Genomic DNA, 17,828 nt, shown 5'->3' with positions numbered 1-17,828 from the left:
GCCATCACGTGATGGTGAATCAGCGGAGGGACGGCCGCCGGTCAGCAGGTGCCGCTCAGGAAAGGAAGTCATAGTCCTCCGGCCTCACTGACTCGGTGACGTTCCAGTACTCGACGTTGGTGTACGGCCAGATCTGCGAGACGCGGCCGCGGCCGTTCTGGTACCAGGTCCGCACGTACGGCTGCCCCCATGCCATCTTCCGGTTCTCCCGGTCGACCCACTCCACGAACCGGTCCAGTGCGGCTTCTTTGACGTCAAGCGCCTTCACCCGGCGCTCGAGGACCTCGCGGACCGCCTTGAGCGAGTATTCGCTTGCCCGCTCGAGCATGAAGTGGAGGCTCCCCGCGACGACGCCGCCGACGTTTGGCCCGTAGACCATGAAGAAGTTCGGGAACCCCGGGACGGTAACGCCGTTGTAGGCGCGCGCGTCCCCCTGCCAAAAGTCGTGGATCTCCCGTCCTTCGCGGCCGACGATCTCGATGCCCTCGAGGTACTCCGAGGGCCGGAAGCCTGTGGCGTAAATGACGATGTCGACGCGGTGTTCGGTCCCGTCCTCGGTCACGATGCCGTCCGGGGTGAACTCCCGGATCGGGGAGGTTTCGAGCGTCGTCTGGTCCGCGGTGAGCGCCCTGGCCCAGACCCCGTTGTCCCGCAGCATCCGCTTGGCGCCCGGCGGATAGCCGGGGATGGCGTGCTGGAGCAGTTCAGGGTGCCCTGCGAACTGCTCGGCGAGCCGGCCGAGCAGCTCCTCGCGGACCTCGTGGTTCTTCTTCGACACGCTCAGCGGCGCCGCCGGCCAGCCTTCTTCCGCGCGGACGGTGTGGAAGCGCCCGGGAATCCCCAGGAGCGTGACCCAGAGCCGGAACCATTGGGCGTAGTGCGGCACCTTGCGGACGAGCCACGCGAACGTGTCGGTCATGCCCTCGTGATAGGCCGGTGCCGGGAGCATCCAGGGCGCGCTCCGCTGGAAGACCACCATGCTCCCGACATCGTCGACAACGGCCGGGACGATCTGGTAGGCGCTGGCGCCGGTGCCGATGACAGCCACGCGCTTTCCCCGCCAGTCGACGGACTCGTCCCAAGTTTGCGAATGCATCGCGATGCCGGTGAACGAGTCCTGTCCCGGGAACTCCGGGATGTTGGGGATATCGAGTTGGCCGGTGGCGCTGACGACGGCATTGAACCGCCGGGTCTGCTCGGCGCCGTCCCGGGTGCGGGTGGTCGCCGCCCACGTGCCGGCGGCCTCGTCCCACTCGGCGCGGACCAGCCGGCTGCCGAACTCGATCCGCTCGCTGAGGCCTGCCTTGCGGGCCACCGTCTCCAGGTACTCGCGGATCTCGTGCCCTTCGGCAAACTGGTGCGGCCAGTCCGGGCGCTGCGCGAACGAGTAGGAGTAGCCGAAGGTCGGCGTGTCGAGGCGCACCCCCGGGTAGCGGTTCTTCTGCCACGTGCCGCCCAGGCGCTCGCCGGCCTCGATGATCGTGAACGGGACGCCCGCCTGGGCGAACCGGTAGGCGGCGGCGATGCCGGCCACACCCGAGCCGACGATCAGGACGGAGAAGTCCCGGCCGGCGGCGACGTCGTCGTACTGCCACTGGGGGACGCCGCCCTTGTCCGGCGCCAGGTCGAGCTCGTGCTTGAGCATGCCGATCCACTCGCGGCGGCCGTTGGCAAGGTACTCCAGGATGGAGGTCACGACGGCGTCGGGCAGGGTGTCGACGCCGGTGATCCGCTCGTCGCGCAGCCGGCGCAAACCCGCCAGCGCCAGCTGCCTGCCACGCTCCTGCTGGGCTTCGCTCATGCCGCCGTGCGGGTGGTTGACCGTGTCCACGGGCGTCAGCGGCGGCCGCAGGTCCGGGGAAAGGGCGCCGGTGTCGCCGGTGGCCGCCGCGAGGGCCGCGAGGAGCGCGGGCAGGTCGGCCCCCTCGACGATCCGCAGCAGCTCCGCGTCGGACTCGGTGACCGGCTCATAGTTGTCCTGCCAGAACAGATCGTCCTTGGGGACCTGCAGTACGTCGGCGCCGGTGGTGCTCATGCGTGCGCCTCCGCGAGCCGGGCCGGCTCGACCACGGCGTGGACGTTGGTCTTGGCGAACTGCACGCGCTCGTAGACCTCGGCCCGCAGCTCGGCGAAGCGGGCCGCGGACCGGGTGACGAGCTGGTCACGTTCCTGGGGCAGATCGATCTCGATGTCATTCTGAATGACCGTCGGCGAACTGGAGAGTACCAGCACGCGTTCGGCCAGGTAGACGGACTCGTCAATGTCGTGGGTGACGAACAGGATGGTCATGTGGTGCTTCCGCCAGATCCTGCGCACCAGGTCCTCGAGGTCGGCGCGCGTCTGGGCGTCGACGGCGGCGAACGGCTCGTCCATGAGCAGCACGCTCGGCTGCGAAGCCACCGCCCGGGCGATGGCCACGCGCTGCTGCATGCCACCGGAGAGCTGCCAGGGGTACTTCGCCCCGGCCTTGTCCAGCCCCACGGATTCCAAGGCATCGCGGACGCGCTCGGCCCGCTCCGTTTTGGGGACCCCGCTGGTCTTCAGCGGCAGGTCCACGTTGGCCTCGACCGTCATCCAGGGAAACAGGCTGCGCCCGTACTCCTGGAATACGACAGCCATCCCTTTGGCCGGACCGTTGACGGTCTGCCCGTCCAGCACGACCTCGCCCGAGGTGGTGCGCATGAGACCGGCGATGCACTTCAGCAGCGTGGTCTTCCCGCTGCCGGACGGGCCGACGAGGCAGGCGAATTCGCCGTCGTGCAGATCGAACGTCAGGGACCTGACGGCCTCGAATTCGGTGCCGGCTCCTGTCTGGTAGATCTTCCGGACCTGGTCGACCTTGAGCCGGACCGGCTTCTGTGCCTTAGTCATTTTCGTTCTCCTTCAATCCTTCGTACCAAGCGAGAACCCGCTTCTGGAACCACTGGAAGACCACCGACAGGACGACGCCGATGATGCCGAGCAGCAGGATGCCGCTCCACATCTCCGCGATGGCCACGCGGTTCTGGAAGTTGATGGTCCAGTGGCCGATGCCGTCGGTGGAGGCGAACATCTCGGAGACCACCATCAGGATGAGCGCGACGGCCAGGCTCTGCCGGATTCCGGCCATGATCTGGGGGGAGGCCGCCGGGAGCACGAGGTAGCGCATCCGGTCGAACTTCGTCAGCCCGATCACTTTGGCGGTGTTCTGCAGGACCTCGTCGATGGAGGTCACGCCGGAGACCGTGTTGAGCAGGATCGGCCAGACGCAGCTCAGGACGATCAGCGTGATCTTCATGGTGTCGTTGATGCCGATCAGCAGCAGCAGCACCGGGATCAGGATCGTCGACGGGATCGCCCTGATGAACTCGAAGAGCGGCTCGAACAGCCACCGGATCCACCGCACGTAGCCGATGACCGCCCCGACGGCGACGCCGATCACGATGGACAGCCCGAGGCCCGCCAGGAGGCGGCCGAGGCTTGGCAGCACGTCGGAGACGAAGCGTTCGGAGAACCAGATCTTGAAGAACCGGTCCATCAGTTTGGCGGGCTCGGGTATGAAGAAGTTCGTCGTGGTTGATGTATAGACGGTCCACACAGCCAGCAGGAGCAGCGGGATTCCCAGGAAATACCCGGTTTTCTTCAGTAGTGTCACGCTGCTTTCCCTCCGCGTACCGATTCGTGCCAGAACAGGGTCTTGCGCTCCACCAACCGCATGAGGGTATTGATCCCGATGCCGAGCAGGCCGCTGGTGATGATGAGTGCGTAGATCGCCGGGGCCGAGCCGTTGATCTGTGCGAACGCGACCTCCTGGCCCAGTCCGGGGGTGCCCACGATCAGCTCGACGCTGATGGCGAGGATGAGGGCCACCGTTGCCGCCAGCCGCAGGCCGGTCATGAGGAACGGCAGCAGCGTCGGGAAGATGACGTACCGGACGCGCTGGGGAAAAGTCATGAGCAGGGTCCGCGCCGTATCGAGAGCGACCTTATCGAGGTCGGCAATGCCGTAGAGCACCTGGATGAGGATGATCCAGAAGCACGCATAGATGATGATCATGAGCTCGGATCCGAGGCGCGGGCCGAAGAGCAAGGCGGCAAGGGGAATCAGCGCAACGGCTGGAATCGGCCGCAGGAACTCGATGGTCGAATGCGTGGCACGGACCAGGACCCGGCTCGATCCGATGATGACGCCCAGGATCAGCCCGGCCGCCGTCGAGATCAGCACCCCGAGGAGCCAGGCACGCAGGGTATGGCCCGTCGCCACCCAGAATTCGGTGTAGGCGAAGTTGGCGGCGAACCGCTCGAAAACCGCGGCCGGCGGCGGCATGTGCCGGGGATCGACGATCCCGAACGTTGACACCATCTGCCAGAGGCCGAGAAATCCGAGGAACCCGAAGGTCCCAAGCGCCGCCGGCCCCATCTTGAGCCACAGGATGTTTCGTCGAGCGGCTGGTGACGCTGACATTGCTGGGTTGGCCATCGTGACCAGTCCCCCTTTCAAGTCTCACGGTCGAACTGGAACGGTGGAGTGCGGCGGCCGGTCGCCGGACGCCGCACTCCGGTGCCGCTACTTCGTCCAGACCGTGTTTTCGACGTTGGGGCGGGTCTCGAGGACACCGTGCTTGGTCATAAGGTCCGCGAACTGGTTGAGGGCGTCGACGTCGAGCTCGGCGTTCCACTCGATGAACTCGGTCTTGGCTGCGGCCTCGGGCGAGGTGCCCAGGGCCGCCGGCAGCAGATCGCGCACCTCGTCCTGGTGCTTTTCGGCGTAGTCCAGGGTCTTATCGAGCCCGGCGGTAAAATCCTCCACCAGCTCCGGGTCGTTCTTGGTCAAGGCACCGCTGGATGCGATGACCAGTTCGGCGCCGCCGAGCCCGGCTTTTTGGATGAAGTCGCTGATGACGGCACCGCCGTCTGCGACGATCTGCTGCATGAACGGCGGACCGGCCATGCCGGCGTCGATCGCACCGCTCTCCAGCTGGGCCGCAACCTCATTGAAGCCGAGCTGCACGAAGGTCACCTTGCCGGGATCGCCGCCGTCGCGCTCCACGGCCTCCTTGATGCCGATCTCGCCGATGCTGCCGAGCGCGTTGATGGATACGGTCTTGCCCTCCAGGTCCTTGGCACGGTGGATGTCCGAGCCGGGGCCGACCAGGACGGCCACGGAGTCCTCCACCATGTCCGGGCGGTTGCGGGCGTACCCTGACACGATCTTGACGTCGAGCCCCTGGGCAGCCGCCACGAGCGGCGTCGTCGGGCTGGCCAGCATGAACTCGAGGCTGCCGGAGCTCAGCGCCGGCAGCTGGGCGGCACTGCCCTGTCCGAGGAGCATCTTGAGATTAATGCCCTCCTCTTTGAAGTAGCCCTTGTCGATGCCGAGCTGGATTGCGCCCACGGCCGACGAGGGGAACAGGCCGATCGTGACGTCGCGGAGGTCCGAGTTCGCCGAACCGCCGCTCGGCGCGGCCTCGGCGTTCCCTCCCGAGATCGAGCCGGAGGCGCAGCCGGAGAGCATCAAGGCAGCGGCGAGAGCGCCTGCGGACAGCAGGCGGGTGGTCGTTGTTTTCATGGTGTTCCCTCTTCCTTGAGTGAACGAAGCGCAATGAGATGTCCGTGGGGCTCGAGCAAAGCACCACTATAGCGACAATTACGCATTCTTGGTTTGAAAAAATATTCTATGGACTCAATGTGTTGTCGCGCGGGCAGAGGCAAGGGCTTGGCGGGCATCGTTATGCGTGCCGATTCCCGCTCCCCCGCCCCCGGCTTCGGCCGGGCAGGCCTTCGTTGCTGCCGCGCCGGCCGCCGGCAGCAGGCAGGCGCTGGCGAAGACCTGCCGGAGCGTGTTGTCGAGGTCCTGGGCCAGGCATTCCGCGGCAATTACGTGGTCCGGACGGACGACGACGGCCGAAACGGGGCGGGCATGGAACCAGGACTTCAGGCTCCCGGACACGTCCCCGGCAACCCGGACGCCCGGTGACGCGCTGTCCGCAGCCCAGCGCAGCTGGGTTGACGGGACCAGCTGGACCAGTGTGGCATCCAGCGCATCCAGCTGGACGCGCACCTGGTCGGAGAGGAAGTTCGCCGGGTCGTTGTTCCAGACGAAGACCCGCCACCCGGCGCCCGTGGCATCGTCCAGCAGGACGTCGCCGTGCCCCGGCGCCTGGACGCGCGGCTGCGGGAAGAGCGTGCCCGCGCCCGGCTGGATCCCGTCCTCGACGGGCACGGATTTCGAATCCGGCCACCGGCTCGGCACGACCACGCCGCGGGTGTACTTGGGCATCGGCTTGAATCCCTGCCCCGAGACGTACGACTTGAGCTTGGGCAGGTGGTCGATGACCGCGGCGGCGGCGTCACGCACGGCGGAGGTGACCTTGCTCCGGTTCGTGACCACCTTGGCCATGCCGACCGAGAGTTCGACCATCGCCTTGACGTGGTCGCGCCGCTCCTCGGCATAGGTGTCCAGCAGCGCATCGCCCGCCACGCCGCGCACTACGGCCGGCAGCTTCCAACCCAGGTTCAAGGCGTCCCGGATGCACGAGTTCCAGCCCTGCCCTGCCACCACCGGCATCACGTGCGCGGCGTCGCCGGCCAGCAGGACCCGGCCCAGGCGGAACCGCTCCGCGATACGGGCGTGGTGGGCGTAGACGCGGCGGCGGATCACATCCAGCGAGGCAGGATCGGCGACGTGGTCCTTCAGCAGCCGGTGGAGGAACTCGTCGCTCGTGGCCAGTTCGTCGCTCTCTCCCTCCAAAAGCATGAACTCCCAGCGGCGGGTGCCGTGCGGCAGGCTCAGGGTGGCGTAGCCGCGGGTCGGATCGCCGCCGAAGACGGCGTGCGGGGTCCCCAGCGGGTCATTGGCGACGTCGATCACCAGGCCGCGCTGCTGCCGGGTCTGCCCGGTGAACGGGATCCCGAGCTTCTGCCTGGTGAACGAGCGGCCGCCCTCGCAGCCGACCACGTAGGCGGCGCGGACCGACGCCTCCTGCTGCTGCGAACGTACGGTGACAGTGACGCCGTCCTCGTCCTGGACCAGATCCGTGGCTTCGACGCCGAGCCGGACGTCGACGCAGCCGAAGCGGCGGGCGCCGTCCAGCAGGACCTGGTCCACGAGGGGCTGCACGAACCCGTTGCGGCGCGGCCACCCGAACTCCCGGGTGGTCGGGTTGATCCCGGCGATCACCTTGCCCGCGCCGTTGACGATCCGGATCTGCTGGTCCGGCACCGTGTGCTCGAGCACTTCCTCGACCAGCCCGATCGCCTGCATCGCCCGCAGGGACTCGTCATCGATGCCCACGGCACGCGGGTAGTCGATCAGTTCCGTCCTCGCCTCCACGAGGACCGTCCGGATGCCGCTTTGGCCCAGCAGGTTGGCCAGGGTCAGCCCGGTCGGTCCCGCCCCGATGATCAGAATGTCCGTCTGCTCGATCATGACGCCTCCTTCAACGCCGCGACGGCTGCGCGGGCGTGCCGTCCCACGAACATCAGGTCGATGCCCAACCCCACGTAGTCCAGCCCGGCCCGGAGTACCTGCTCCGCCGCGAACGCCGGATCGCTGCAGTACAGGCCAAGCGTCACGCCGTGGGCCCGGGCCCGTTCGGCCAGATGGACGACGGCGTCGGCAACCGGACCGCTGGTCCAGTCCGGCCGTCCCGGCAATCCGTAGGAGACCGCCAGGTCGGCGGGCCCGACGTAGACCGAATCGACACCGTCAACGCCGAGGATGTCATCGGCGGCCTCGACGCCGGCAGCCGATTCGATCTGCACGACCGTCGCCACTGCGGCGTTGCCGGCTGCGCAGTAGTCCCCGCCCCCGTACAGCGCCGGGCGGCTCGGGCCGAGGCTGCGTCCGCCCAGCGGCGGGTACTTCGTGGCCGAGACCAGCGCGCGCGCCTGGCCGCCCGTCTCGACGGTGGGAGCGACGATGCCCCGGGCGCCGCTGTCAAGCAGCCGCCCGATGGCACCGGAATCGATGCTGGCCACCCGGGCGAAGGCATGGGCGTTGCCGCGCGGGATCGCCCGGAGCATCCTGCACGCTGCGTCGAGTCCGACCTCGCCGTGCTGCAGGTCGATAATGACGCCGTCGTACCCTGCATCCAGCGCACTTTCGACGACGGCCATCGACGGTGTCGTGACGTGCAGCAGGGCCGGCACCGGAGCCTCCCGGGCGCTCATTCGCCGCCTCCTGCAGCGACGCGCTGCGCATGGGCGGCGGCGTTGTCCCCGCCGAAGACCGGAACGATCTCGCGGCGCCGGATCAGCCACCGCCCGTCGGTCCGCACGTACTGCTCGCGGAATTCGCCCACACTGGCCGGATGGAGCGGATCGGGCTGGCTGTCCCGGAAGGTCATGTAGTAGGTGGTGCCGCACAGGACGCCGTCCTCGAAGCCCAGGCGCGTTCCGCCCGAGAAGTGGCGGACCACGCCGGCGTCGATCTTCACGCGGCGTTCGCCCCAGGACCTGATGGCCTCGCGGCCGACCATGGTGCCGAGCGGGCCGACGGAGACCGCGTCCTCGGCGTAGAGGGTGTGGAGCCTGTCGGCGTGGCCGTGGTCGAGCAGCCAGTGGTGCTCGGCGACGAGCTGTTCGATCTCGACGCGGATCTCATTTGTCACTTCAGGCATTAGCGGCCTCCTTCGAGCCTGGCCGACACGGATCCGAATCCGTGCGAGTATTCGGCGGTGTAGGTGATGTCCGGGTCCCAGTCGACGATCATGCCGATGGATCCGGAGAGCAGGATCTCGCCGGCCCGCAGCGGCTTGCCCACGCGCAAGGAGGTCTCCGCGAGCCACCGGATCGCATTGATCGGCCCTTGCAGGACGTTTTTGCCGACGCCCCGGGTGACCTCCTCGTCGCCGCGGTAGAGCACCATCTCCACCTCGTTCAGGTCGACCTCCCCATAAGCCTTGCGGACCGTACCGGTGACGAGTCCCTCGCACGCGGCATTGTCGGCCACGGTGTCCAGGATGCTCATGCCGTAGTTGTGGTACCGGCAGTCGACGAGCTCGATGGCCGGAACGACGTAGTCGATCGCGGCCTTGATCGACTCGAGGTCTGCGCGGAGCACATCCTGCTTGAGGACGAAGGCGAGCTCAGCTTCGATTTTCGGCTTGATGAAGGCGGACCGGGGGCGGACGACGCCGTCGGCGAAGACCATGTCCTCCAGGACGATCCCGTAGTCGGGCTGGTCCACGCCGGCCTTCCGCTGGACCATCGGGTTGGTCAGGCCCACCTTGCGGCCCACGCGCCTGAGCCCGTGTTCCTGCACCCGGCGCTGCGTGTTGATCTCCGAGATCGCGTACGCGGCATCGAGATCGCCGTCGGAGAGCTGATGCCGGATGTGGTCGATCGGCGTGAGGTTCCGCCGCGCCTCGTAGAGGTCATCGGCGAGCTTCCGGATGATTTGGGACACCTTGATCAGCCTTTCCTGGCGAGAAAATCGACGGCCCGCTCGTTGAAGGCCCGCGGGTCCTCCCATTGCGGCCAGTGGGCGGCGTTCCGGATGACGAGCAGTTCGCCGTCGGGGATGGCGGCCGCGAACCGTTCGCCCGCCTCGATCCCGCCGGACGGCTCGTGGTCGGTCCAGACGAGCAGCGTCGGCACCTTCAGTGCCGCATAGTCTTCCTCGGTGACGCGGTTGCGGAAACGGATCTCGGGCTGCTGCAAAGCCAGGATGTGACCCATGGACCGGGCGAACCCCTCCCGGCTGTAGACGGCCTGGCGGATGCGCACAAGTTCGTCGGTGATCAGCTCCGGATCGTGGATGACCACCTGCAGCCGTCTTTTGACGTTCTCGAACGTCGGGTCTTCGACGGCGTCTCGGCTGACCGAGCGCGCCTTGTCCATGGCCTGCCCGCCGATGACCTGTCCGCCCGGGGCGCTCAGGATGAGCGTCTTCATCCGTTCGGCATGCGACTGGGCGAACTTCAGGGCGATCCACCCGCCCAGCGACTCGCCGCACAGGTGCACCCGGTCCAGGCCCAGGGCGTCCAGCAGCCCGGCCAGGTGCTCCTCGTAGTCCGGGATCTCCAGGTCAGCCTCGGCCAACGTCGAGAAACCGTGTCCGGGGTAGTCGTAGGCGATGACCCGGTGCGTCTTGGCCAGTGCCCGAATGTTCCGGGTGAAGGCCTCGATGTGGCCGCTGGTGCCGGCCATCAACACGACCGTGTCCCCGCCCTCGCCCGCGGAGAGCACCCGCGTGCGCCAGGCGCCGACCTGGACGTAGCTCACGCTGTGGGGCAGGTCTCCGATCTCCTGCCAGAACGTCGGGAGCTCCGGCCTCATGCGGCGCCGTCCGTGATGGCCGCGACGACGCCGAAACCGGCACCCCAGGTCTCGACCGGCCAGTACCGGTCGACCACGAAGCTGTAGCTGCCCTGCGTCGCCAGCGCGCTGAAGGCCGCAATCCAGGTCCGCACCTCATGGGCGCCGCTGCCGCCTTCGCGGCCGAACCACTCGTTGGTCCAGGAGTCGACGACGCTCAGGTCGCCGCCGCGGAACGCATCCAGGATCTTGGTGTCCCACGCGGCGTTCAGCGGCTGGGTCGTGGCCTTCCCCTCGGCGAACTTCCGGATGTTTTCGATCATGGTGGATTCGCGGACTGCGCGCTGCTCCGGGGTCATCTCCGAATGGACGAGCCGTTCCTTCACCTCGTCCGGCGCGGAGCCCCACACCGGTATCGGCGGGTTGTGCGAGAGCCCGCCCGAGGCGAGGATCAGCACCTTCTTATCCAGTTTCCGGGCCGCGCGCCCCAGGGCCTCGCCGAACAGGCGGACCCGGTTCATGGGCGTCAGGGGCAGGCCCACGGAATTCACGAAAACCGGCACGAACGGATGGGTGAACCCGTGACCGTAGATGAACTCGAGCGGCTGCAGCACGCCGTGGTCGACCTGCAGGCGCTCGGACCGGGCGATATCGATGCCGTCCTCGAGAATGATCCGGTGCAGCTCCCGGGCGGTTTCCCCGTCCACGGGCAGCGGTCCTGCGGCGGTGCCCCAGTCCCCCACCCCGTTGGCCTGGGCGCCGACGCAGAACGGCGGCATCATCTCGTACATCACGCCGTTGAAGTGATCCGGCCCCAACGCGATGGTGACGTCGGGGGCGTAGTCCTCGACGAACGTGCGGACCTCATCAATGGCGGTATTGATTTCGGCGAAGATCCCCCCGCCCGGATCCACGTTCCCGAACGAGGGAGCGTGGGACATTGCGGCCACTGCAAGCGTCATTGAGTCATTTCCCTTCAGGCCCGTCGGACCTCTTGATTGCGGTGCTACGGCTGGTGAGTGTTCTGGATTCAAAGTTCTAGAATGTTGATTCTAGTGACGCGGTTCACTTTTGGCTAGGGGCAATTTCAGGAGTTGCGCAGACGGGGCGCGGGGGCCGGAATGATGCGTCGGGAAGATGCGCACCGATCTGGACATCGCGAACGCCGACCCGCTGCTGTCCACTGGGCCGAGGACCCGCTGGCCCGCGGCGCCTACGCAGAACCCGAGCCGCCTGGCAGAAGACCGGCCTGGAACTGCTGCGCAAGCACGTGGGCGGGCTGTACTTCGCCGGCGAATACGCCGGGGACGAGTTCATCGTCCTGATGGAAGACCTTCCGCCACCTCGAGGCCGTTCTCCGCTTGCATGCTGACAGGGGCCGGGTGTTGTTGGTCGAGGGGATGAAGGTCGAGATCCGGGCGACGGTTGTGGTTGGAGGACGGCGGCAGTAGGAACAGCCGTCCGAGTCTCGGCCTGAATCGAGACATTGATGCTCCCGTCGGCCCAACCTGACGGGAGCATCAGACATGCATGCACCAAAGACGCGCTCAGCCAGCTCCACCTCTGCCAGTCCACAACTTAGAGGTGCGATCAGTTTCGAGCGGACAGCTTCTCAACGCTCTTCGCGTAGTAGCACTGGGGGGTCAACATTGCTTATCAAATCAGCGCGCCTTCGTAGCTTCCCGTCGATTGCCATCGTGAGCATCTTGTCGGTCCTAAGCTTTACGGCCCGCAACGGAGATGAGTCCGTTCAGGGGAAGGTTGTCCGGTCCTCGATGGTGATGCTTTCGAGGCGGAATCTGTAGTGAGAACAGTTTGCGTCCCCGGCGGAAGAGCTTCTTGAGCCGTTTCTACCAACCTATTGACCCTCCCATAATAAAATATTACTGTTACTGGAACAGGTCGGCGTGGCCCGGGATGAAGGGGGATCAGGGGTACCTGGCGGGGACCTACGTGTTGGAAAAATGGCCGAAATGATGTGGAAACATCCCTGAACAGCGACAGCTTTTCAAAGATATGTCTGCAAGCTACTTCCACAAATCCAAGCAATTGATATTCGAACACGCGGTTTGATTGACGAACATTCCCAACTTGGTTCAAAGCTTAGTCAAATTAAGTAGCAGCAATTATTTGATTATGAACAGTTCGGCCCATGCTTGGGCAGGCGGCAAAGAAAAGGAAGCTTTAGCCCCATGAAGAATTTTCGCGGAATGAAGCACGGTGCAATTGGCCTGGCGGGGATGTTGGTCATCGCAACCGCGGGCTGTTCGGATCAAGCGGCAGGCTCTGCGGCCACCACCCTGACCGTCCTTGACTACGGCGGCCCGTATCAGCAGGCGCACGAGAAGGAGTACTTCGCCCCCTGCGCCGAGGAGTTGGGCGTCAATATCAAAACGGATGAGCCGACGGATTTCTCCAAGATCCGCACCGCGGTTGAGGCCAATAATGTCCCGTGGGATGTGGTTAATTTCACAAATGACTTCGGCAGCGATGCGGCCGGCGGAGATTACCTGGAGCCGATTGACTACTCCATCGTTGATAAATCCCAGCTCGTCGACGGCTACGCGGACAAGTATCGTGTCGGCTCGGACATCGAAGCAACGGTGGTCGCATACAATACGGACAAAATCTCCGGCACACCGCATTCCTTCGCCGACCTGTTCGACACAAAGACCTTCCCCGGCAAGCGGACCTTTTACCGCAGCGTCTCCTCCGGCGTGCTGGAAGCTGCGCTGATTGCCGACGGCGTGGCGCCGAAGGATCTCTACCCGCTGGATCTCGACCGGGCCTTTGCCAAGCTGGACACCATCAAGAAGGACATCATCTGGTGGGAAACCGGCGCCGCTTCACAGAGCATGCTTGCTTCAGGGGAAGCCGCAATGGGCTTGGTGTGGGTGGGCCGCGCCGTTGACGCAGCCAAAACCGACGGGGCCCCGGTCAAGGTCTCCTACGACCAGTGGCTTCAGATCGACGACTACTGGGGGATCCCCAAGGGTGCCAAGAACGCCGAACTGTCGAACAAGCTGATCAACTGCATGAACGACAAGAAGAAGCAGGTCGCCTGGTCCCAGCTGATGGTCTACGGACCCGTGAACAAAGAGGCGGCCAAGGACCCGACGGTCACGAGCGAAGTGAACCGCCCGACCAACCATCTCGAGAAGCAGATCAAGGTTGACGACGACTACTGGGCCGCTAACTACGCGAAGATCGCCGAGCGATTCAACGATTGGATCGCGCAGTAATGTCCGCAGGTTCGGCCCTTCGCAACAGGAGGGACAGGCTGCGCGGATGGCTGCTCTTCCTGCCGGCATTCCTTTTCTTCTGTGCATTCTTCCTCATACCGCTCGGAATGATGTACCAGGAGTCAATGAAGGCCGGCGCTGGAACCTACGCCGCCATTTTTGACTCCGCGGTGTATGGGCGGGTATTCCGCAACACGGCCTGGGTGGCCGTCGTGACGACGCTGGTCTGCCTGCTCGTTGCCTACCCGTACGCATATGTGCTGAACCGGGTCGGCCCCCGACTGAAGCTGCTGATGATCATCCTGGTCCTGATGCCGTTCTGGGTCAGCCTGCTGAGCAGGACCTTTGCTTGGGTCGGCCTGCTGCAGGACAGCGGAATCATCAACACGTTCCTGCAGGCGTGGGGGCTAACCAGCAGCCCCATACCCCTCATTCGCACCCCTGTTGGTGTGCTCATCGGGATGGTCCATGTGCTACTTCCGTACATGGTGCTTCCGCTGGTGAACACGATGTCCGACATAGACAGGGGACAGCTCCAAGCCGCCCGGAGCTTGGGCGCAACCCCGCTGCAGAGGTTTCTGCGGGTGTTCCTGCCCCTGTCGCTGCCCGGGATTGCGGCAGGCTGCGTGCTCGTATTTGTCCTGAGCCTGGGCTTCTACATCACTCCTGCAATGCTCGGCGCACCGGAGAACATGATGGTCGGCGAGCTTCTCATCCAGGAAACCCAGAAAATCGGCTCTACCAGGGCGAGTGCACTTGGAATGCTGCTGCTGGCCGGGACCTTGGTGTCCATGGGACTGCTCGCAGCCGTCTGGAGGGTCTCAAGCCGGAGGACGAGGACATGAGTACCAACACACAGGATATTGCTGGCATCGGAGCACCACGGGTGGATGAAGCACTTGCCGCCCGGCCACGGAAAAAACGGGACATCTCGGTCCGGTGGATTGCGCTGACGGCCGTCGCATCGCTCGTGGGACTTTACCTGATCCTACCGACGCTGCTAATCATTCCCATGTCCTTCAGCGACTCTTCATCGCTCGGCCGGATCAGCGGGCACTGGACATTGAAGTGGTACCAGGAGCTCGTAGAGAAAAAGGACTGGGCCAGGGCTGCCGGCGTGAGCCTGCAGGTCGCCGCGCTGTCTACCATTCTGGCCACTGTCCTTGGCACCGCGGCGACCTTCGGATTGTTCAAGCTCAGCCCGCGGGTCCGGGCCTTCATGCAGGGCACCAGCATGGCGCCGCTGATCATCCCGCCGGTGATCATTGGCATCGGGGTCTACATCTTGATGCTTAAGCTGGGTCTCTTTGGGACATTACAGTCACTCGTCATCGGCCACGCAGTGCTGTCGATTCCGTTTGTAATCGTCGCGGTCAGTACAAGCCTGGCCCAGTTCGACCCGAGTCAGGAACAAGCCGCCGCCATTCTCGGCGCCCGTCCATGGACCCGCTTTCGCCGGGTCGTCTTCCCGCAGATATTGCCGGGGATTGTGGCAGGGGCCCTGTTTGCATTCGTTACGTCGTGGGACGAGGTGGTGGTTTCGACGTTCCTGGTTTCCCCGAATTTCAGGACCCTTCCTGTTGAGATGTGGATTCAGGCCCGCACCACCGTTACCCCGGTTCTTGCCGCACTATCCACGGTCCTGATGGTGGTTTCGACCCTGGCGTTGGTAGGCATGTTCCGCCTACAGCGCACAAGGAAGTAGGAAATAATGCAGATCAAAACAGCAGGATCACGACCTGTCACAGGCCCTGCGAATGACGGCCCGACCCTTATCGTCGATGCCGTCTCGAAGGACTTCGGGGCCGGCAACGCCGTCGACGGCGTGTCCTTCGCCTTGGAGAAGGGGCAGTTCTTGACCATGCTCGGTCCGTCAGGTTCCGGGAAATCCACCACGCTGAATATGATTGCGGGCTTTCTGGAACCCGACTCGGGATCCATCAGGTTGCGGGGCCGGGAGTTGACGTCGCTCTCCCCGGAGAAACGGAACATCGGCATGGTGTTCCAAAACTATTCGCTGTTCCCTCACATGACTGCGGTCAGGAACGTCGCCTTTCCGTTGGAAGTGCGCGGCATGACTAAGAAGACGGCCCTGGCCAAAGCCCACGAGGCTCTGGAGCTGGTTGAACTGTCCCCGCGCGCCACGTCCTACCCGCGGCAGCTCTCGGGTGGCCAGCAGCAGCGGGTAGCCTTGGCGCGGGCCATCGTATTCCAGCCGGAGCTGCTTTTGATGGATGAGCCGCTGGGTGCCCTGGACAAGCGTCTGCGTGAGAGCATGCAGATCGAGATCAAGCGCATCTCCAAGGAAATCGGTGCAACCGTGGTTTTCGTGACGCATGACCAGGAAGAGGCGCTCACCATGAGCGACCAGATTGCTATCTACAACAACGGGCGCATTGAGCAGTTCGGTACGTCGCAGGATCTTTACGAGCGGCCGGCTTCGGTGTTCGTTGCAGATTTTATGGGTGAATCCACCATCCTACGCGGCGTCCTGGAACATGGCATGCTGCGCACGGATACTTTGGCCCTCATGCTCCCGGCCGGTACAGCTGCTCGCTTCCGCGAAGGCTCCTCCCTGGGGATGATTCTTCGACCGGAGCAGGTGTCGATTTCCCCCGCCCATACCCAGGGACAGCGTGGGTCCTGCCTGAGCGGAACCATCAAGGATGTCATCTACCTCGGCACCTCGTACCGGTATTACGTTGATACAGATGCCGGCTTTGAAGTTGAAAGCCGTGTTCCGCGGCAACATGAGCACAGCGGCCTCGGCCCAGGTGATCGTGTTGATGTGGCGTGGTCGCCGGAGCATGTAGCGGTAGTCCCTTCGGAGTGACGCGGCGGCCACTGCTGCCGGCCGACAGGGCTCCCTGCTGGTTCCGGACCACCGCATCAGCGGTTTGGTGTGGTGTCCGGAACGGCGGTTCTTTCCGGGAGCAGGTGCCACAGGGCCGGATCCCGTGCATTTTGCGGCCCGTCCCGACCGTATGCTCCCCCGTCAGTAACCGGTTATCGGGCAGCGGCTGACCGCTTTGTCCAGTTCAAGGATTGTTGCTTGGGAGATAGGAACAACGCCACGGCCGGCCGGTCCTGAACTTCTTGGCATAGAGGGGCGTTCGACGCCGATTTCCCCTTGGGGCAGAGCCTGTCTGGGCGGATCCGTACCGTGGCATCGTGCCGCGCGGGGCGCCGGAAGCGCAGGCGGCACGAACCTGCATGCCAAGGTCTGCGTCGGCGTCCAACGGCGCCGTTATTTATTCATATGAGGAGGTGTAAGAGGTCCTGCATTTGAACCATAGATTGCTGTTTTCCGGCGCCCCACCGTTGTGCTTTAGGAAATTATCCCTGGCCGGCTGCCGGCCACGCCGGCGGGAGAGAAATGGAGCCGCGGTCTGGCGGCCGAATGGCGGCCCTGTTCCCTTTTCCCTCTGCCTGCCGATGAGCGGGCAGGAGAATCTGCTTGTTTCACACATTTAGGAGTTTCTGTGGAAGACGTAAGCAACCGCGAGTTGGTTTTGGCGATCAGCTGTGAGGACAGGATGGGAATCGTTCACGCGGTTTCCGGTTTTCTCTTGGCCCACGGATGCAACATCCTGACCAGCCAGCAATTCGACGACGTTGCGGAGAACCGCTTTTTCATGCGGGTACAGGCTTCATACCCCGGAAAGACCTCCATTGAGTCCCTGCAGTCGGCATTCCAGGCGACGGCTGAAACCCACGGGATGTCCTGGTCCCTGACTGACAGCACAGAACGGCCTCGGGTGGCAATCATGGTGTCCAAATTTGAACACTGCCTCAACGATCTGCTGTTCCGCTGGCGGACCGGGCAGCTGAAGGTCGATATTCCTTTCATCGTCTCCAACCATCGTGATCTCGAGCCGATGGCCGAAACTCACGGAATTCCCTTCTTCCATATCCCCGTGACGCCCGAGACGAAGCCCGCAGCCGAAGACAAGCTCCTGGCGCTCATCAAGGAGCACCAGGTAGACCTCGTGGTACTGGCCCGTTACATGCAGGTCCTAAGCAACGATCTGTGCCGGGAACTGGCTGGCAAGGCGATCAACATCCATCACTCGTTCCTGCCCGGATTCAAGGGTGCCAAACCCTATCACCAGGCCCATGACCGCGGCGTCAAGCTGGTGGGCGCGACGGCCCATTATGTAACTGCCGACCTGGACGAGGGGCCAATCATCGAACAGGAGGTCCTCAGGGTCGATCACAACTACGGGCCCGAGGACCTGGTCGTCACCGGGCGGGACGCGGAACGGCTTGCGTTGGCCAGAGCCGTTCAATGGCATGCCGAGCACCGCGTCCTCCTGCACGGCAGCCGGACAGTGGTTTTCAAGTAATG

At 64.6% G+C, this 17,828-nt stretch carries 16 protein-coding genes; 5 read left to right on the top strand and 11 right to left on the bottom strand.

Annotated features, from left to right (window positions below):
• Positions 1-55: 55 nt before the first annotated feature.
• From ACFQ36_RS01545 to ACFQ36_RS01495, 11 genes are all read right to left on the bottom strand, one after another.
• Positions 56-2,035: a flavin-containing monooxygenase gene (locus ACFQ36_RS01545; protein ID WP_377009889.1), complete on the bottom strand. Its 1,980-nt coding sequence runs from the start codon at positions 2,033-2,035 to the stop codon at positions 56-58.
• Positions 2,032-2,871, bottom strand: a complete 840-nt coding sequence (locus ACFQ36_RS01540) for an ABC transporter ATP-binding protein (RefSeq protein ID WP_377009887.1) — start codon at positions 2,869-2,871, stop codon at positions 2,032-2,034. The genes ACFQ36_RS01545 and ACFQ36_RS01540 overlap by 4 nt, the downstream gene beginning before the upstream one ends.
• Complete coding sequence (locus tag ACFQ36_RS01535; RefSeq protein ID WP_377009885.1) at positions 2,864-3,634, bottom strand: ABC transporter permease; 771 nt, start codon at positions 3,632-3,634, stop codon at positions 2,864-2,866. The genes ACFQ36_RS01540 and ACFQ36_RS01535 overlap by 8 nt, the downstream gene beginning before the upstream one ends.
• The gene (locus tag ACFQ36_RS01530) at positions 3,631-4,443 is read right to left on the bottom strand and encodes an ABC transporter permease (RefSeq protein WP_377009883.1); all 813 of its coding nucleotides are present in this window, start codon (positions 4,441-4,443) and stop codon (positions 3,631-3,633) included. Before ACFQ36_RS01530 ends, ACFQ36_RS01535 begins: the two co-directional genes overlap by 4 nt.
• 102 nt (positions 4,444-4,545) lie before the next feature.
• A complete protein-coding gene (locus tag ACFQ36_RS01525) occupies positions 4,546-5,547 on the bottom strand; it encodes an ABC transporter substrate-binding protein (RefSeq protein WP_377009881.1) in 1,002 nt (333 codons plus the stop codon).
• 114 nt (positions 5,548-5,661) lie between these two features.
• Positions 5,662-7,407 (bottom strand): bifunctional 3-(3-hydroxy-phenyl)propionate/3-hydroxycinnamic acid hydroxylase, encoded by a 1,746-nt coding sequence (locus ACFQ36_RS01520; RefSeq protein WP_377009879.1) that lies wholly within the window; start codon positions 7,405-7,407, stop codon positions 5,662-5,664.
• The gene (locus ACFQ36_RS01515; RefSeq protein ID WP_377009877.1) at positions 7,404-8,150 is read right to left on the bottom strand and encodes an HpcH/HpaI aldolase/citrate lyase family protein; all 747 of its coding nucleotides are present in this window, start codon (positions 8,148-8,150) and stop codon (positions 7,404-7,406) included. The genes ACFQ36_RS01520 and ACFQ36_RS01515 overlap by 4 nt, the downstream gene beginning before the upstream one ends.
• A complete protein-coding gene (locus ACFQ36_RS01510) occupies positions 8,147-8,599 on the bottom strand; it encodes a nuclear transport factor 2 family protein (RefSeq protein ID WP_377009875.1) in 453 nt (150 codons plus the stop codon). The genes ACFQ36_RS01515 and ACFQ36_RS01510 overlap by 4 nt, the downstream gene beginning before the upstream one ends.
• On the bottom strand, positions 8,599-9,387 hold the full coding sequence (locus tag ACFQ36_RS01505; RefSeq protein WP_377009873.1) for a 2-keto-4-pentenoate hydratase: 789 nt from the start codon (positions 9,385-9,387) through the stop codon (positions 8,599-8,601). Before ACFQ36_RS01505 ends, ACFQ36_RS01510 begins: the two co-directional genes overlap by 1 nt.
• A gap of 5 nt (positions 9,388-9,392) precedes the next feature.
• Positions 9,393-10,259, bottom strand: a complete 867-nt coding sequence (locus ACFQ36_RS01500; protein ID WP_377009871.1) for an alpha/beta fold hydrolase — start codon at positions 10,257-10,259, stop codon at positions 9,393-9,395.
• Complete coding sequence (locus ACFQ36_RS01495; RefSeq protein WP_377009869.1) at positions 10,256-11,200, bottom strand: 3-carboxyethylcatechol 2,3-dioxygenase; 945 nt, start codon at positions 11,198-11,200, stop codon at positions 10,256-10,258. Before ACFQ36_RS01495 ends, ACFQ36_RS01500 begins: the two co-directional genes overlap by 4 nt.
• Positions 11,201-12,430: 1,230 nt before the next feature.
• Between ACFQ36_RS01495 and ACFQ36_RS01490 the strand changes: the two genes are divergently transcribed.
• The 5 genes from ACFQ36_RS01490 (at position 12,431) to purU (ending at position 17,826) form a co-directional block, all read left to right on the top strand.
• Positions 12,431-13,480, top strand: coding sequence for an ABC transporter substrate-binding protein (locus tag ACFQ36_RS01490; protein WP_377009867.1), 1,050 nt, complete (start codon positions 12,431-12,433; stop codon positions 13,478-13,480).
• The gene (locus ACFQ36_RS01485) at positions 13,480-14,325 is read left to right on the top strand and encodes an ABC transporter permease (protein WP_377009865.1); all 846 of its coding nucleotides are present in this window, start codon (positions 13,480-13,482) and stop codon (positions 14,323-14,325) included. The genes ACFQ36_RS01490 and ACFQ36_RS01485 overlap by 1 nt, the downstream gene beginning before the upstream one ends.
• Complete coding sequence (locus ACFQ36_RS01480) at positions 14,322-15,185, top strand: ABC transporter permease (RefSeq protein ID WP_377009863.1); 864 nt, start codon at positions 14,322-14,324, stop codon at positions 15,183-15,185. Before ACFQ36_RS01485 ends, ACFQ36_RS01480 begins: the two co-directional genes overlap by 4 nt.
• A 6-nt stretch (positions 15,186-15,191) precedes the next feature.
• Positions 15,192-16,313 (top strand): ABC transporter ATP-binding protein, encoded by a 1,122-nt coding sequence (locus tag ACFQ36_RS01475; protein ID WP_377009861.1) that lies wholly within the window; start codon positions 15,192-15,194, stop codon positions 16,311-16,313.
• 649 nt (positions 16,314-16,962) lie between these two features.
• A complete protein-coding gene (gene purU, locus ACFQ36_RS01470) occupies positions 16,963-17,826 on the top strand; it encodes a formyltetrahydrofolate deformylase (RefSeq protein ID WP_377009859.1) in 864 nt (287 codons plus the stop codon).
• Positions 17,827-17,828 lie beyond the last annotated feature (2 nt).

Source organism: Arthrobacter sp. GCM10027362 (assembly GCF_042679445.1).
Taxonomy (GTDB): Bacteria; Actinomycetota; Actinomycetes; order Actinomycetales; family Micrococcaceae; genus Crystallibacter.
This window is presented reverse-complemented; position numbering and strand designations above follow the sequence as displayed.

Bases quoted from the DNA above. Each gene is read 5' to 3' on its own strand.
- ACFQ36_RS01515 (WP_377009877.1), bottom strand. From the start codon at position 8,150: ATGAGCGCCCGGGAGGCTCCGGTGCCGGCCCTGCTGCACGTCACGACA.
- ACFQ36_RS01520 (WP_377009879.1), bottom strand. From the start codon at position 7,407: ATGATCGAGCAGACGGACATTCTGATCATCGGGGCGGGACCGACCGGG.
- ACFQ36_RS01490 (WP_377009867.1), top strand. From the start codon at position 12,431: ATGAAGAATTTTCGCGGAATGAAGCACGGTGCAATTGGCCTGGCGGGG.
- ACFQ36_RS01500 (WP_377009871.1), bottom strand. From the start codon at position 10,259: ATGAGGCCGGAGCTCCCGACGTTCTGGCAGGAGATCGGAGACCTGCCC.
- ACFQ36_RS01480 (WP_377009863.1), top strand. From the start codon at position 14,322: ATGAGTACCAACACACAGGATATTGCTGGCATCGGAGCACCACGGGTG.
- ACFQ36_RS01475 (WP_377009861.1), top strand. From the start codon at position 15,192: ATGCAGATCAAAACAGCAGGATCACGACCTGTCACAGGCCCTGCGAAT.
- ACFQ36_RS01525 (WP_377009881.1), bottom strand. From the start codon at position 5,547: ATGAAAACAACGACCACCCGCCTGCTGTCCGCAGGCGCTCTCGCCGCT.
- ACFQ36_RS01545 (WP_377009889.1), bottom strand. From the start codon at position 2,035: ATGAGCACCACCGGCGCCGACGTACTGCAGGTCCCCAAGGACGATCTG.
- ACFQ36_RS01510 (WP_377009875.1), bottom strand. From the start codon at position 8,599: ATGCCTGAAGTGACAAATGAGATCCGCGTCGAGATCGAACAGCTCGTC.
- ACFQ36_RS01530 (WP_377009883.1), bottom strand. From the start codon at position 4,443: ATGTCAGCGTCACCAGCCGCTCGACGAAACATCCTGTGGCTCAAGATG.
- ACFQ36_RS01540 (WP_377009887.1), bottom strand. From the start codon at position 2,871: ATGACTAAGGCACAGAAGCCGGTCCGGCTCAAGGTCGACCAGGTCCGG.
- ACFQ36_RS01495 (WP_377009869.1), bottom strand. From the start codon at position 11,200: ATGACGCTTGCAGTGGCCGCAATGTCCCACGCTCCCTCGTTCGGGAAC.
- ACFQ36_RS01485 (WP_377009865.1), top strand. From the start codon at position 13,480: ATGTCCGCAGGTTCGGCCCTTCGCAACAGGAGGGACAGGCTGCGCGGA.